This is a genomic window from Pseudomonas sp. GW821-FHT05H12 (assembly GCF_059419385.1).
Map to the genome: position 1 here is coordinate 1 of NZ_JBWKRS010000067.1, position 15377 is coordinate 15377.

At 63.5% G+C, this 15377-nt stretch carries 14 protein-coding genes; 8 read left to right on the forward strand and 6 right to left on the reverse strand.

Features of this window, described 5'->3' with window-relative positions; all coding sequences use genetic code 11:
* Window positions 1–105: 105 nt before the first annotated feature.
* From AC07SU_RS30055 to AC07SU_RS30080, 6 genes are read right to left on the reverse strand one after another with little or no spacing between them, the layout of a single operon-like run.
* The gene (locus AC07SU_RS30055) at window positions 106–1038 is read right to left on the reverse strand and encodes a phosphatidate cytidylyltransferase (protein WP_178924220.1); all 933 of its coding nucleotides are present in this window, start codon (window positions 1036–1038) and stop codon (window positions 106–108) included.
* 1 nt (window position 1039) lies between these two features.
* Window positions 1040–1660, reverse strand: a complete 621-nt coding sequence (locus AC07SU_RS30060) for a lysophospholipid acyltransferase family protein (RefSeq protein ID WP_176994555.1) — start codon at window positions 1658–1660, stop codon at window positions 1040–1042.
* 9 nt (window positions 1661–1669) lie between these two features.
* Complete coding sequence (locus AC07SU_RS30065; protein ID WP_176994554.1) at window positions 1670–2113, reverse strand: hypothetical protein; 444 nt, start codon at window positions 2111–2113, stop codon at window positions 1670–1672.
* The gene (locus AC07SU_RS30070) at window positions 2103–3401 is read right to left on the reverse strand and encodes a phosphatase PAP2/dual specificity phosphatase family protein (protein ID WP_494999166.1); all 1299 of its coding nucleotides are present in this window, start codon (window positions 3399–3401) and stop codon (window positions 2103–2105) included. The genes AC07SU_RS30065 and AC07SU_RS30070 overlap by 11 nt, the downstream gene beginning before the upstream one ends.
* A gap of 2 nt (window positions 3402–3403) precedes the next feature.
* Window positions 3404–5152, reverse strand: coding sequence for a bifunctional alpha/beta hydrolase/class I SAM-dependent methyltransferase (locus AC07SU_RS30075; RefSeq protein ID WP_494999167.1), 1749 nt, complete (start codon window positions 5150–5152; stop codon window positions 3404–3406).
* Window positions 5153–5163: 11 nt separating this feature from the next.
* A complete protein-coding gene (locus AC07SU_RS30080) occupies window positions 5164–5784 on the reverse strand; it encodes a CDP-alcohol phosphatidyltransferase family protein (RefSeq protein WP_178924211.1) in 621 nt (206 codons plus the stop codon).
* Between the two features lie 321 nt (window positions 5785–6105).
* On the opposite strand from AC07SU_RS30080, the gene hflK (AC07SU_RS30085) reads away from it, so the two are divergent.
* From hflK (AC07SU_RS30085) to cfaB, 8 genes are all read left to right on the forward strand, one after another.
* The gene (hflK, locus tag AC07SU_RS30085; protein WP_494999168.1) at window positions 6106–8031 is read left to right on the forward strand and encodes a protease modulator HflK; all 1926 of its coding nucleotides are present in this window, start codon (window positions 6106–6108) and stop codon (window positions 8029–8031) included.
* Between the two features lie 9 nt (window positions 8032–8040).
* Complete coding sequence (hflC, locus tag AC07SU_RS30090; protein WP_494999173.1) at window positions 8041–9027, forward strand: protease modulator HflC; 987 nt, start codon at window positions 8041–8043, stop codon at window positions 9025–9027.
* Window positions 9024–10058 (forward strand): protease modulator HflK, encoded by a 1035-nt coding sequence (gene hflK, locus AC07SU_RS30095; protein ID WP_176994549.1) that lies wholly within the window; start codon window positions 9024–9026, stop codon window positions 10056–10058. The genes hflC and hflK (AC07SU_RS30095) overlap by 4 nt, the downstream gene beginning before the upstream one ends.
* Window positions 10055–11941 (forward strand): cation-translocating P-type ATPase, encoded by a 1887-nt coding sequence (locus AC07SU_RS30100; RefSeq protein ID WP_494999169.1) that lies wholly within the window; start codon window positions 10055–10057, stop codon window positions 11939–11941. Before hflK (AC07SU_RS30095) ends, AC07SU_RS30100 begins: the two co-directional genes overlap by 4 nt.
* Window positions 11942–12057: 116 nt before the next feature.
* The gene (gene bufA2 / locus AC07SU_RS30105) at window positions 12058–12312 is read left to right on the forward strand and encodes a BufA2 family periplasmic bufferin-type metallophore (RefSeq protein ID WP_176994547.1); all 255 of its coding nucleotides are present in this window, start codon (window positions 12058–12060) and stop codon (window positions 12310–12312) included.
* Between the two features lie 67 nt (window positions 12313–12379).
* On the forward strand, window positions 12380–13225 hold the full coding sequence (gene bufB / locus AC07SU_RS30110) for an MNIO family bufferin maturase (RefSeq protein ID WP_494999170.1): 846 nt from the start codon (window positions 12380–12382) through the stop codon (window positions 13223–13225).
* Window positions 13216–14004: an HvfC/BufC family peptide modification chaperone gene (locus AC07SU_RS30115; RefSeq protein ID WP_494999171.1), complete on the forward strand. Its 789-nt coding sequence runs from the start codon at window positions 13216–13218 to the stop codon at window positions 14002–14004. Before bufB ends, AC07SU_RS30115 begins: the two co-directional genes overlap by 10 nt.
* 87 nt (window positions 14005–14091) lie before the next feature.
* Window positions 14092–15276 carry a C17 cyclopropane fatty acid synthase CfaB gene (gene cfaB, locus AC07SU_RS30120; protein WP_494999172.1) on the forward strand — a complete coding sequence of 395 codons (1185 nt, stop codon included), beginning with the start codon at window positions 14092–14094 and terminating at the stop codon, window positions 15274–15276.
* The last annotated feature ends 101 nt before the right edge of the window (window positions 15277–15377 follow it).

The following is a 15377-nucleotide window of genomic DNA, read 5'->3' on the forward strand; positions in this document are numbered from 1 at the left end:
CCCCCCCCCCCCCCCCCCCCCCCCCCCCCCCCCCCCCCCCCCCCCCCCCCCCCCCCCCCCCCCGGCTCCTACAGGGGGAATCATTGGGTTTGAGGGCTGTGATTGTCAGGTCCACCAGTAACGCACGAGGTGGAAGAAGATGGGCGCCGCGAAGCACACGGAGTCCAACCGATCCAGCATGCCGCCGTGCCCTTCGATCATATGCCCCCAGTCTTTCACGCCACGGTCGCGCTTGATTGCCGACATGACAATGCCGCCGGCAAACCCCAGCAGGTTGATCAACAGCGCAATCAAAAATGACTGCCACGGGTTGAACGGTGTGGTCCACCACAGCGCCGCACCGATCAGCGAGGAGAGCAGGATACCGCCGACAAAGCCTTCCACGGTCTTGGACGGCGACAGGTTGGGCGCAATCTTGTGTTTGCCGAACAGCTTGCCGCACACGTACTGCAGCACGTCCGAGAGCTGCACCACGATCACCAGGTAAGCGATCAGCAACAGGTTGCGGCCTTCGTAGCCCGGGATGTCGAGGGTCAGCAATGCTGGTACGAACGACACGCAGAACACCGCGATCATCAGGCCCCACTGTACTTTCGAGGCGCGCTCCAGGAAATGTGTGCTGTCGCCACCCAGTGACGCGAGGATCGGCAGCAGCAGGAACACGTACACCGGGATGAAGATCGAGAACAGCCCGTACCAATCCGAATAGATCAGCAGGTATTGCAGCGGCAGGGCCAGGTAGAACGCCGCCACCAGCGCCGGGTAGTCGCTGCGGCGGGTGGGGGTCAGGGTGAGGAACTCACGCAGGGCATAGAACGACACGGCGTAGAACAGCAGGATCACCGCGCCGGTGCCGAGCCAGAAGGCGATGCCGATCACCACCACCATCACCCACCAGGCATTGATGCGGGCGTTGAGGTTGTCGATCACCGCATTCGGTGTACCACGGGTACGCAGCTTGAGGATCAGGCCGATCAGTGAGGCGAGCACCAGGATCGCGCCGATACCGCCGAACAACATCAGGGTTTGGCTAGGCATGTCAGACGTGCTCCGGGGCAAGGGCGAGCAGCGCGTCGCGGGTGCGGGTGAGGAACGCGGCTTTGTCTTCGCCCTCTTCCAATTGCAGCGGTTTGCCGAAGCTGGTGGTGCACAGCAGGGGCAGCGGCAACACGCGACCCTTGGGCATGACGCGGTTGAGGTTGGCAATCCACACCGGGATCAATTCGGCCTGTGGGTAACTTTTCGCCAGGTGATAAAGCCCGCTCTTGAACGGCAGCAAACCGTCTTCCAGGTTGCGTGTGCCCTCGGGAAAGATGATCAGCGAATCGCCTGCCTCCAGGGCGCTCAGCATGGGCTGCAGCGGGTTATCCACAGGGTCCTTGCGTTCGCGGTCGATCAGCACGCCGTTGAACACGCGGTTGATGATGTAGCGGCGCAGGGCGCTTTTGTTCCAGTAATCGCTGCCGGCCACCGGGCGCGTGAATTTGCGCAGGTTCTGCGGCAGCGAGGCCCACAACAGCACAAAGTCGCCATGGCTGCTGTGGTTGGCGAAGTAGATGCGTTGCACCGGCACCGGCGCGCAACCAAGCCACAGGCTGCGGGCGCCCGTGACAGTGCGGGCCATGGAAGTAATCAGCGTGGCAACCACGGGTTCGAACATGGGGATTCCTTATCCGGCGAAAGGCAGCCAAGGGCTGGCGAGGACCACGCCCAGGGTCAGCAGCGCTTGTGCACCGAGCAACCAGGCTTGTTTGCGCAACAGTTTGAGGGCGCCGCGACGGCGTTCGCTCCAGGGCCGGCCAACGCGCTTGGCCGATTGCAGGCCTAGGTCCACCAGCGCCTGGTCGAGGTCCGGGGTGCGTGCGGTGTCGCGGGCCAGCAGGGCGAACAGGTCGGCGTCGAACGCCACGCGCAGCGCCCAGTACTTTTGCAGCAGCCCCAGGATGATCATCCATAGGGCGAGCAGCAGGCAGAGGGTCGAGATACTTGCCAGTAACAGTTGAGCAAGACCAAACAGAAAGCCGAGCAGTGTCAGGCCTGTGGATAACTGATCCAGGGAGCGGCCACGGCGCAACAGGCTGGCGACCACCTGGAGTTCCATATCAGCGGGCATGGGGCAAACCCTCCAAAGCTTCGCGGTGAGCGGGGTGCAGGACCACCTGGGTCCGTGCTGTACGAATAATAGCCAGTGCCTCGTCCACCGTGCTGGCGCGACCTGTGTGCATCAGCCAGGCGGCCACGGCAGTGGCGCTGCGCGAATAGCCGAGGGCACAGCACACCAGCAGCGGGCCGTGTGAGCGCAGGCGTTCGATGGCTTGCGCAGCCTGCAGGCATTCGGCGGGCGTGGGCGCGATCAGGTCCAGTACTGGAATCGATTGATAGGCGTGGCCCTGTGGATTAATCGGTAATTCGGCGCACAGATCGACGATTGCCTTGAAGGGCGCCTGCTCGTTCGTTGTAGGAATGCGCCCGAGCCAAACGTTATCCACAATCAGGTCCGGCTGTGGATGCTTGCGTGTCCACAGGCGTGAATTGATCCACGCGGCCGCCAAGTACGGTGCGTACAACCAACGCGCGGCGGGCGTAAGTCGGCCATCGGCGCGCTTCTGGAAGCCTGAAGCACCGAGCACGAAGTAGTTGGCCTTGATCAACGCCAGGGAAACCACCGGCCACAGTATCCACAGCCAGGCGCCGCGCAGCACCCAGGCCAGAATCACCAGGAGCGCCGCCCCCAGGCCATAGCGCGCACCGATTTTCCAGCGTTGTACGTCCCGCGTCAGTCGCACATTCAACAATGGGCTGGGATGGTCCACCGGCCATAACCACACGCACAGCCAGCCAGCGAGGGCGCCTGTGGGTAAGTCGATAAAGTGATGTTGATAAGTGGTCAGCACTGAGATCCCGATCAAGGCGAACCAGCCATGCACCAGCACACGCCAGAGCCCCTGGGTATGACGCTGGTACATCACCCACAGGATCACCAGCAGCGCGATATGCAGCGATGGCGCCTGGTTGAACGGCTTATCGAAACCGGCCAGCACTGCAAACAGCCAGCCGAACACGCCGTCCAGCTCAGGCCGCTCAAAGGTGAAACGCAGCGGCCAGATCAGGAAGCAACTGACAGCGATCACCTGGGCCGTCAGCAGGCGCAGTGCGTGCTGCTTGAGTTCATGGCGGGTATTGGGCAGCAGCAGGGAAAAGCCGTAGAGCAGGTCGATGGACCAGTAGGGCACGATGGTCCATGCCCAGAAGGGCATGTGGGTTTCCCAGTCGAACACCAGGGTGCCGACGTCGCTGCGCTGGCTGGTGACCCACGTGGCAAAGCCGTAGGTGCTGAAAAACAGCGGTGCCAACACCAGCAGCCACAGGACGGCGGGTTTCAACAGGCCGGGTTCGCGCATGCTTAGATCTTCTGCGCCAGGGACACGGTGAAAATGCCCCACTCATCCACGCGTTGGGTGATCTTGCGGAAGCCGGCGGCTTCCACTAACTGGTCCATTTCCGCCTGGCTGCGACGGCGCATCACCCAGGCCTGGCCCTGGCGGTGGCTGGTCAAGGCGCGAGCGATCAGTTCCAGTTGCGGGTGCCAGGGCTGGCCGGTGTAGACCAGATAGCCACCCGCCTCTACGGCCTCAGCCAGGCCAGCCAGGGAGCCGCCGACCATGCCGTTATCGGCGAACAATTCGTACAGCCCGGACACCACCGCCAGCGTCGGCTTGGGGTCCAGCGCCGCGAGGTCGGCGCGATCAAAGGCGTCACCTTTGACGAATTGCGCGATATCGCCCAGGCCTTTTTCGCGGATCAACGCGCCACCGTCACGCACGTTGATGTCGCTGTAGTCGCGCAGCAGGATCGATTCCGGCAGTGGCGAAACGCCCTGCAAGGCTTCGAGGATGTAACGTCCATGGCCGGCGGCGATATCGACGATGCGCACTTCACGGCGGTCATCGCGCAACTTGGCCATGGCCAGGCGCAGCAGCTCCTCGACGTTCAATTTGCGCTGGCGAATGTCACGCCAGCCGATGGAGTTGAGGTAGTTGGTGTCGATCATCCGCCCCAGCCCGCCCTTGCCGGTGGGCGTGTTGCGGTACACGTAATCCAGGGTGCTGCCCGAGTCGAAGCCGGTGTCGAAGCCCAGCTTCACGCCGTCCGACAGGCTTTTGCCCAGGCCCATGCTGGCGCGGGTGAGGCGCCAGTACAGGTCGCGCAGGGAATTGCGCGGCAGTGGCGCGGCGAGGGCTTCGGATTCGGCGCAGGTGGCGCCCAGCTTGTCGGCATCTAGCAAGGACGCGCGGTCCAGCGGGTAGGTGAAGTTTTGCAAGATAAAGCGCCTGGCGCTGCTCACGGCGGTGGCCCGGTCGCGTTCGCCGAGGGTGTCGTGGAAGAAGCCCGGGAGAATGTGCAGCTCTTTTTTCAGGCTGCCGAGGCGGTCGAAAAACTGCTGCTGGGGTTTGCGGTGCACCACGAAGTCGGCGCCAGACACCAGCACTTGGGTCGGCACCTGGATCGCCTGGGCATCGGCGACAACACGGTCGGCCGCTTCATACAGGCCCAGCAGCACGTTCACCGAGATGGCCTTGGTGATCAGCGGGTCGCTGTCGTAGGAGGCTACACGCTCCGGGTCATGGCTGAGGAACTTGGCCTTGACGTAGCTGTTGACGAAAAAATTGCCGCGAAACTTGCGCATCAGCGCCAGGCCCGGGCGGGCGAAGGGCACGTACAGCTTGACCTTGAAGGCCGGGGAGGCGAGCACCAGCGCGCGGATCTTCGGCGCGTAATCGTGCACCCAGGTGGCGGCGATCACGGCGCCGACGCTTTGGGCGATGACCGCGAGGTTTTCTTCCTCAATGCCGTAGGTGGCGCCGATGTGGTCGCAGAAGGTCTGCACGTCGCGGGCGCTGGTGGCGAAGCTTGGGCTGTCGCCGCGCTCCCCGGGCGACTGGCCGTGACCACGGGCGTCCCAGGCAAAGAAGTCGAATTGCGGCAGGTTCAGTTCATCCACCAGGTGCGCAATGCGCCCCGAGTGCTCGTGGCCGCGATGGAACAGCAGGATCGCCTGGCGCGGCCCGGTGGTGTCCGTGGCCGGCCAGTGGCGGTAGAAAAGCTCGACGCCATCATGGGTACTGAAGGTGTGCTCTTGCTGTTCGCGCATCGCAAAAATCCTTATGCAATCGGAGAGGTGTGTTCTTCTTTGAGGCCTTGGCGCACACGGTTGACCAAGGTGTAGGCGAGCAGGGCGGCGACCAGCCACATCACCGTGTTGACCCAGCCGGCACCCAGCCAGCCCAGGGCGACGCCGGTGGCCAGCACGCCGAGTACGAACGCCCGGTCGCTCTTGCCCATGGGCCCGTCGTAACGGCGTGACGCACCGACCATCGGCCCGAGTACACCGGCGTATTCGCTGAACACCGCCAGCAGCGCCACCAGCAGCACGGGAATGAGGCTGACGCCGGGGATCAGCGCAAACGGCAGGATCAGTGCGCTGTCGGCGATCACGTCACACAGTTCATTGAGGTAGGCACCCAGTCGCGACTGCTGGCCGAATTCCCGGGCAAGCATGCCGTCGATGGCATTGAGGGCCATGCGCAGGATCATCCACAGCGGGATCAGCGCGAACAGCCAGAGATGTTGGGCAAATGCAGCGATCAGTGCGCCGACCAGCAAGGATACGACGCCGGCCAGCACGGTGATCTGGTTGGCCGTGGTGCCATTGTCGTAGAGACGCTGCACAAGCGGGCGCAGCAGGTTTTGAAAACGCGGTTTGAGTTGATAGATCGAAATCATGGGGGGTGACGCTTCCTTGTCCGTGGACCCGCGAAAAACTGTTTCGGAGTGTGCCGATTAATCACGGCCTGCACCAGTGATGGCTCGTGTTTATGGGGGTTTAGTCACAGTGATAGCGCTATGTAGGAGCTGGCTTGTCGGATCGCCGCACCGCAGCGATGCAGGCACCTCGGTTTATCAGCTGCACCGAGTCGATGCCATCGCAGGCAAGCCAGCTCCCACAAAAGCCTGATCCCACAGGGGATTTACGTTGTATTCGGACAAAAATTTCACGCTCCGTGTTATATCGTAACTAATTGTGTGTTAACGGGCGTTGAGTGGATGCAAGTGGATCTGGAAGCTGACGGCGCTTCGGTGGAAGGCCTTCCGCGTTTTCAACAGGGGGTGTTTCACGCCCGTCGATTGCGCCAAGCCGGCATCAGCCTGACAACCCTGGCCGTGGCCGGTTGGATACTGGCGCTGTTTGTTGCCCTGTTTGCCCCGCTGTCGATCTGGCCGGTGGTGTTGATCACGTGTTCGTCGGCGCTGCTGGTGCTGGTGGCCGGCTTGCAATCGGCGTGGTGGGTGGCTGATTGGCGTGCCCAGGTGCTGGAAGAACCTGCCGAGCCACTGATCGAGCCGCCCGCCGATGAGGTTGGCGGGTACTCGCGCCTTGTCGGGCGTTTGCGCAGTGGCCTGCTGGCCCAGATTGGCGCGCCAGTGCTGTGGCTGGCGGGTTGGTCGTTGCTGGCGCTGGTCAGCCTTATTGAGTTCTGGAACCTGGCCTTGCCCGCTGCGCCCGTCGGCCAATCGGCAAGCATCGGTGCCGCGCTGGCGTTGGCCTTGGCATTCGGCTTGCTGGTGTTTGAGCGCCGCCTGGCCCAGGAATCCGTTGCCCAATGGCCGGAAGCTTCGCCACTGGCGCAATTGAGCCGGGTGGCGATTACCTGCCTGGTGGTCAGTGCGCTTTGTTTGCTGTTTGCCGGTGCGGAGTCTGTGTGGCCGCTGCGCCTGGCCGTGCTGGTCGGCCTGCTGCCGGGGCTGGTGGCCGTGGAGTTTTTGCTGCGGGCCATGTTGTCGCTGTTCAGCCCACGCCAGCCACGCCTCGAACCGCGCCTGATGGCGCAGAGTTTTATCGCCGGGCTGCTGCGCTGGCCGCCGCAACCCCTGCTGGCCTTGCAGCACGAACTGCACAACCGCTTCGGTATCGATCTGCGCCAGATCTGGGCGTTTACCTACATGCGCCGGGCGTTTCTGCCGGTGCTGCTGGTGGTGCTGGCGGTGGGCTGGTCTTTGACCGGCGTGCATGAAGTGCCCCTGCAAGGCCGTGGGATTTATGAGCGCTTTGGCAAACCCGTGGAAGTGTTCGGCCCCGGTCTGCACGCCGGGTTGCCGTGGCCGTTGGGCCGGGTGCTGAAGGTGGAAAACGGCGTGGTGCATGAGTTGGCGACCAGCGTCAGCGAAGCCTCCACCCCTGAGTTGGCACCCGCCGAAGGCCCGGCCCCGCTGATCGCCAACCGGTTGTGGGACGCCAGCCATGTGAATGACAAATCCCAGGTCATCGCCAGCAGCAGCGGCGACAAGCAGGGCTTCCAGATCGTCAACATGGACGTGCGGTTCGTCTACCGCATCGGCCTGACTGACCGTGCTGCACTCGCCGCCACCTACAACAGCGCGGATGTGCCGACCCTGATCCGCAGCACCGCCAGCCGCATCCTCGTCCACGACTTCGCCTCGCGCACCCTCGACGAATTGCTCGGTGAACAACGCACACGCCTAGCTGATGAAATCGGCCGCGCCGTGCAGGCCGACCTGCAAAAGCTCGACAGTGGCGTCGAAATTCTCGCCACGGTGGTGGAAGCGATTCACCCACCGGCGGGTGCCGCCAACGCGTATCACGGGGTGCAAGCGGCGCAGATCGGCGCCCAGGCGCTGATTTCCCGCGAACGTGGCGCGGCCAGCGAGCAGACCAACCAGGCCCAGTTGCAAGCCAGCACCGTACGCGATGAGGCCCAGGCCACGGCGCGCGAAGTGAACGCTGGCGCCAGAGCGGCCGACCTGCGCTTTGCCGCCGAACAAAAGGCCTACGCGACGGCGGGCCAGGCGTTCGTGCTGGAGCAATACCTCGGCCAGCTCAGCCAAGGCCTGGCCCACGCCAAGCTGCTCATTCTGGATCATCGCCTGGGCGCCGACGGCGCGCCGACGATCGATCTGCGTTCTTTTACTTTGCCGGCTGACCCTTCGGTGCCGCGTAAAGCCGTTCAATAAGGAGTCTGTCTGTTGAGCGCTCATTCTCACGACCATCATCACGGCCATCACCACCACCATCATCACGGTGATGAACACGCGGCGGGCCCGTTCCCTTGGCGACGCATGGCGTGGGCCGTGCTGTTGGTGCTGTTTGCCGTAGCGGCCGCCAGCCTGGTGCAAGTGCGTTCCGGCGAGGCCACGGTGATTACCCGCTTCGGCAACCCGTCCCGTGTGTTGCTGGAACCGGGCCTGGGTTGGCGTTGGCCGGCGCCGTTCGAGGCGGCGATTCCGGTGGACCTGCGCCTGCGCACCACCTCCAGCGGTTTGCAGGACGTGGGCACCCGCGATGGCCTGCGCATCATCGTGCAGGCTTACGTGGCGTGGCAGGTGCAGGGCGACCCCGACAACGTGCAGCGCTTTATGCGGGCGGTGCAGAACCAGCCGGATGAAGCGGCGCGGCAGATTCGCACCTTCGTCGGCTCGGCCCTGGAAACCACCGCCGCGAGCTTTGACCTGTCCAGCCTGATCAACACCGACGCCAGCCAAGTGCGCATCGTTGATTTCGAAGCGCAATTGCGTCAGCAGATTGATCAACAATTGCTCACCACCTATGGCGTGCGTGTGGCGCAAGTGGGCATCGAGCGCCTGACCTTGCCGTCGGTGACGCTCACCGCCACCGTCGACCGTATGCGCGCCGAGCGTGAAACCATCGCCACCGAGCGTACTGCCGTGGGCAAGCGTGAAGCGGCGCAGATCCGTTCGGCTGCCGAGCGTGATGCGCGCATTGTGCAAGCCGATGCCACGGTGAAAGCCGCCGATATCGAGGCGCAATCGCGGTTCGAGGCGGCGCAGATTTATGGTCGCGCCTACGCCGGGAACCCGCAGCTGTATAACTTGCTGCGTTCCCTGGATACCTTGGGCACGGTGGTGACGCCGGGCACCAAGATCATCCTGCGCACCGATGCCGCGCCGTTCCGCGCCTTGGTGGACGGGCCGAAGGACGTCCAGCCATGACCGAGCGTGACAGCCCGGACAGCCCTTGGATCCAGGCCGGGCGCCTGACCTTCCTGGCGTTGTACGCGGTGACCGTGCTGGCGGCGTTGGCCTGGGCATTTTCCAATGTGCGCCAGATCGACCCGCAAAACCGCGCCGTGGTGCTGCACTTCGGCGCCCTGGACCGGATTCAGAATGCCGGCCTGTTATTGGCATGGCCGCAACCGTTCGAGCAGGTTGTGCTGTTGCCGGCCGCCGACCGGGTGATCGAGCGTCGGGTAGAAAACCTGCTGCGTTCCGACACTGCGATCCAGGCCGACCGGGTGGCCAGTTTTGCCACGCCGTTGAGCGACGCCCTGGCCGGCTCCGGTTACCTGCTGACCGGTGACGCTGGCGTGGTGCAGCTGGATGTGCGGGTGTTCTACAAAGTCACCGAGCCCTACGCGTTTGTGCTGCAGGGCGAGCATGTGTTGCCAGCGCTGGATCGGCTGGTGACCCGCAGCGCCGTGGCCCTGACGGCGGCGCGTGACCTGGACACTATTTTGGTTGCACGTCCCGAACTGATCGGCACCGATAATGGCGCCGCCGAGCGCCGTGAGCGGCTGCGCGGTGACTTGGTACAAGGCATCAATCAGCGCTTGGCTGAATTGGCCTCGACGGGCCTTGGGCTCGGCATCGAGGTGACCCGCGTCGACGTGCAATCGAGCCTGCCGGGCCCGGCGGTGAATGCCTTCAACGCGGTGTTGACCGCCAGCCAGCAGGCCGACAAAGCCGTGGCCAATGCACGCACTGACGCCGAAAAACTCACCCAGACCGCCAACCAGCAAGCCGACCGCCTGGTGCAGGTGGCCCATGCCCAGGCCAGCGAGCGCCTGGCCAATGCTCAGGCGCAAACCGCCACGGTCGCCAGCCTTGCCCAGGTCAAAGACCCGGGCTTGCTGCTGCGCCTGTACCGCGAGCGCTTGCCGAAGATCCTCGGCCAGGCCGGCTCGGTGACCACGGTCGATCCTAAAGACGACTCCCGCTTGATCATTCAGGGAGCCGAGCAATGAGCGCACCCATGCTGACTTCCGCCGAGCAGCGCAGTGCTGCCCGGCAATTGACCCTGGCCATGCTGGCCCTGGGTTTACTGGTGCTCGGGCTGGTGTGGCGCTGGCTGGCACCGGACCAGACTGGCGTCAGCCAATTGTTGCTGGGCGTGGCCTCGTTGCTGGTGGCCGTGCCGGTGATGCGATCGGCCTGGTACAGCCTGCGTTACCCGAGCCTGCATGGCATCACTGACCAGCTGATCGCGTTGGCGATGATGGGCGCGTGGGCCACGGGTGATCTGCTGACTGCTGCGTTGCTGCCGATCATCATGATCTTCGGCCATGTGCTGGAAGAGCGCAGCGTGATTGGTTCCCAGGAAGCGATCCACGCATTGGGCAAGCTGACCCGCAGCCATGCGCGGTTGGTGCAGGCCGACGGCAGCATTGTTGAAGTGGACAACGGCACGCTGAACACCGGGGATATCGTCGAAGTGCGTGCCGGCGACCGCGTGCCCGCCGACGGGGTGGTGCTGTCCGGCCAGGCGAGCCTGGACACGGCGCCGATCACCGGCGAGTCGGTGCCGTTGGAGGCCAGCGTCGGCGTGCAAGTGTTTGGCGGGGCGATCAACCTGGATGGCCTGCTGCGCCTGCAAGTGACCCGTACCGGCAATGAGTCGACCCTGGGCAAAGTCATCGCGCTGATGCAGAACGCCGAGCGTTCCAAGCCGCCGATCACGCGGCTGCTGGAGCGTTATGCCGGCAGCTATATGGTGCTGGTGTTGTTGCTGGCGGCGGTGACCTGGTTTGTGACCAACGACGCGCAGGCAATGCTGGCGGTGTTGGTCGCTGCGTGCCCGTGCGCGTTGGTGCTGTCGGCGCCGGCCACGGCAATTGCCGGGATTGCGGTAGCGGCGCGCCATGGGATTTTGATTCGCAGCTCGGCGTTCCTCGAAGAGCTGGCCGACCTGACCTCCCTGGTGGTCGACAAGACCGGCACCCTGACTTACGGCACCTTGCGTCTGCAATCAATCGAGACAAGTGCGCCGGATCGCCAGGTGCTGCTGAATCTAGCGGCCAGCCTGGGGTCGGCCAGCAGTCACCCGGTCAGCCGGGCGTTGGCAGGGCTGGCGACCCAGGAGCAGCTGCTGGTGCTCACGGATATTCGCGAACGCCAGGGCCTCGGCGTGGTGGCGCAGACCGAGCAGGGCGAAGCGGCGTTGGGGCGCCCGGAGTTGTTCGAGCAGTTGGGCATCGTCACCACTGCGGTGCCGAATCACGATGGCCCGATTGCCGGGCTGGCGCTGGACGGGCAGTTCCTCGCCTGGTTGCTGCTCGCGGACAGCGTCAAGCCGGAAGCCCGCCAAGCCCTGCAAGAATTGCGGGAGTTGGGCCTGGGCCGGCAATTGCTGCTGACGGGCGACCGCCAGAGTGTGGCCGATAGCCTGGCGCTGGACGTGGGCATCAGCGATGTCGAGGCCCAGGCGCTGCCGGAAGACAAGCTCAACCGGGTGCTGGGTGAAATCGGCAACGGCTTCCGCCCGATGGTGGTGGGCGATGGGATCAACGATTCCCTGGCGCTCAAGGCCGGGGTGGTGGGCGTGGCGATGGGAGCGGGCGGGGCGGATATCGCCCTGGCGTCGGCAGACGTGGTGTTGATCGGCAGTGACTTGCGTCGCCTGGGCACCTGCGTGCGCTTGAGCCGCGAGTGCCGGCAGACGCTGCAGGTCAACGTGATCATCGGCCTGGGCTGGACGCTGGCCATCGTGGTGTTTGCGGCGTTTGGCTGGTTGGGCGCGGCGGGCGCCATGATCGCGGCGGTGCTGCATAACCTCAGCACGTTGCTGGTGCTGGGCAACGCCGGGCGTTTGCTACGCTTCCAGGAGCCACTTTTGAAGCTCGACGAATAATTTTCAGAAATATTTGCACACGGCTGTAACGCCGATGAGGGACCTCACTCTAGTGGTATGTCGAGACTGAACAATCCGTTTGGACCGACACCCCTACCGATCATGAGGATACAAAAATGAACTTCAAATCCGCTGCTGCTGGTGCCGCCCTCGCAATGGCCGCCGCTACCATGTTTGCTGGTGTTGTCACTCAGGCTCAAGCCGCTGACATGTCTGTGCACTGCTACGGCATCAACGCCTGCAAAGGCCAGAACGACTGCAAAACCAAGGACCACGCCTGCAAAGGCCAGGGTTCTTGCAAAGGCCAGGGCTTCAAAGTTCAAGCCAGCGCTGATGCTTGCACCAAGGCTGGCGGTACCGTCGGCGAATAACCGGCAACCGAGTGCTCCCGCAGCGGGTGCCCCCCACCGCTGCGGACACTTTGCCCAGGAGTGTCTGATGTCCGCTTCTCTTCCGAGCCTGGGTTATGGCCTGGGTCTACGCAGCGAGTACTACCAGCAGATCCTTGAACAGTCGCCGGCCGTGGATTGGTTCGAAGTGATCTCCGAGAATTATCTGGTGCAGGGCGGCAAAGCCTTGTACTACCTGGACGCGATAGCCGAGCGCTATCCCCTGGTGATGCATGGCGTGTCCCTGTCTATCGGCGGACCCCATGCCCTTGATACCGATTACCTGAAACAGATCAAGCAGCTCGCCCAGCGCATCCACCCGGCGTGGGTGTCCGATCACCTGTGCTGGAGCCGCGGCAGCGCCCATCAGTTGCACGACCTGTTGCCCCTGCCTTATACCGAAGAAAGCCTGTACCACGTGGCCGGCCGTGTGCGCCACGTGCAAGACGTGTTGCAGCGCCCGTTGGTGCTGGAAAATGTCTCCAGCTACGTGCGCTCCAAGGCCGATGAATTCACCGAGTGGGAATTCCTCAACGCCCTGGCTCACCTGACGGGCTGCCAGCTGCTGCTGGACGTCAATAACGTGTACGTCAGCTCGCGCAACCATGGGTTCGATGCCTGGACGTTCATCCGCAACTTGCCGCCTGACAGCATCCGCCAACTGCACCTGGCCGGGCATATGGACTACGGCGACTATGTGGTCGATACCCATGACCACCCGGTGTGCGACCCGGTGTGGGCGTTGTACCAGCAGACGTTGGAGCACCTGGGACCGGTGTCGACCTTGTTGGAGCGCGACGACCATTTTCCGCCGTTCGAAGAGCTGCTCACCGAACTGAGCAAGGCCCGTGAGCTGGGCGCTTCGGCGTTGGCCAGGAGGTCGCTATGCGCCTGACCGATTGGCAGCTGGCGTTCGAACAGCATCTGTTGTCCGAGAATTCCGTCGCTAATAGTGGGTTCGCCGCTACGTTATTGGGCGGGCCGACGCTGGATGTGGACACGGGCCTGGCGATTTATCACAACGCCTACGTGTCGCGGTTGCAGGAAGTGTTGCGGCATGACTTCGGCGCCATCTGGTATTGGCTGGGGGATGACGAGTTCACGCTGTTGACCCACGCTTATGTGCGTCGTTATCCGTCTGCCCATTACAGCCTGCGCTGGCTGGGCGAGCGTTTCCCGGCGTTTATCGTGGAGCACCTGGTGGCCGAACAAAGCGCGCCATTGGCTGAGCTGGCGCGATTGGAATGGGCCTTCACCCTGGCGTTCGATGCACCCCAGGGCGAGCCGCTGACCCTCAATGACATGGCGCAACTGGCGCCTGAGGAGTGGCCAGGCCTGCAAGTGACCTTGGCGCCATCGGTGCAGCAGATGCTGTGTCATTTCAACAGTGTGGCGATCTGGCGTGCCAGCAAGGATGAGTCGGACTTCCCCAACAGTCAGGCCCTGGAACTGGCGCAGATTTGCCTGGTGTGGCGTCACCAGAATGTGTGCCATTACCGTAGCCTGGAACCCGCCGAGGCCTGTGCGCTGGCCGGGATGGTGACCACTGGCTGGAATTTTTCAGAACTGTGCGAGCAGTTGCTAGTCACTTATGCAGAGGGTGCGCCACTGCAAGCGGTGACGTGGCTGAAACAGTGGATCCAGGACGGTTTGCTCGAGCGCCGAGCCCCATAGAGGAACGCTATCAAATCGATAGCCTCCTACTTTGTCTTCGGATGGTCTACCCTCACTCCAGACGTCTGAAACAAGGGGGGACTACTCATGCTCGCGCAACTTCCACCGGCCTTACAGAATCTTCAGCTACCGCTGCGTCTTCGACTCTGGGACGGCCATGAATTCAACTTGGGCCCCGAGCCCAGTGTGACCATCGTGGTGAAGGACCCCACGGTCGTGACCAAGCTGACCCATCCCACGCTCGATTCATTGGGCGAAGCCTTCGTCGAGGGCAAACTGGAGCTGGAAGGCTCCATCGCCGAGGTCATCCGGGTGTGTGACGAATTGAGTCACGCCCTGATCGAAGACGACGAGGGGAGTCGTCCGGTGCGCTCGATCCACGACAAGGCCACTGACGCAGCGGCTATTTCCTACCATTACGACCTGTCCAACGAGTTCTACCAGCTGTGGCTGGATCAGGATATGGCGTACTCCTGCGGTTACTTTGAAACCGGCAGCGAATCCATCGACCAGGCCCAACAAGACAAATTTCGCCACCTGTGCCGCAAGTTGCGCTTGCAGCCGGGCGAGTATCTGCTCGATGTCGGCTGTGGTTGGGGTGGGCTGGCGCGGTTTGCGGCGCGGGAGTTCGGGGTCAAGGTGTTTGGTATCACCCTGAGCAAAGAGCAGTTGGCGTTAGCCCGTGAGCGGGTGAAAGCCGAAGGCCTGGAAGACCAGGTCGACCTGCAACTGCTCGACTACCGCGACCTGCCGCAAGACGGACGTTTCGACAAAGTGGTCAGCGTGGGCATGTTCGAACACGTGGGCCACGCCAACCTGGCGGAGTACTGCAAGACACTGTTCGGCGCGGTGCGTGAAGGTGGCCTGGTGATGAACCATGGGATTACCGCCAAGCACACCGATGGCCGCCCGGTGGGGCGTGGCGCTGGCGAGTTTATTGAGCGTTATGTGTTCCCCAATGGCGAGCTGCCGCACCTGGCGATGATGACCGCTGAAATCAGCGAAGTCGGGCTGGAAGTGGTGGACGTTGAAAGCCTGCGCCTGCACTACGCGCGCACGCTGGACCATTGGAGCGAGCGTTTGGAAGACAATCTGGAAGCGGCAGCCAGGATGGTGCCGGAGCAGGCGCTGCGAATCTGGCGGCTGTACCTGGCCGGTTGCGCCTATGCGTTTGCCCGGGGCTGGATCAACCTGCACCAGATATTGGCGGTGAAGCCTCACGGCGATGGCAGCCATGAATTGCCGTGGACGCGGGAAGATATCTACCGCTGATTGACTGCAACACCGTAGATCCAAAAACTGTGGGAGCTGGGGTGGGGGGGGGGGGGGGGGGGGGGGGGGGGGGGGGGGGGGGGGGGGGGGGGGGGGGGGGG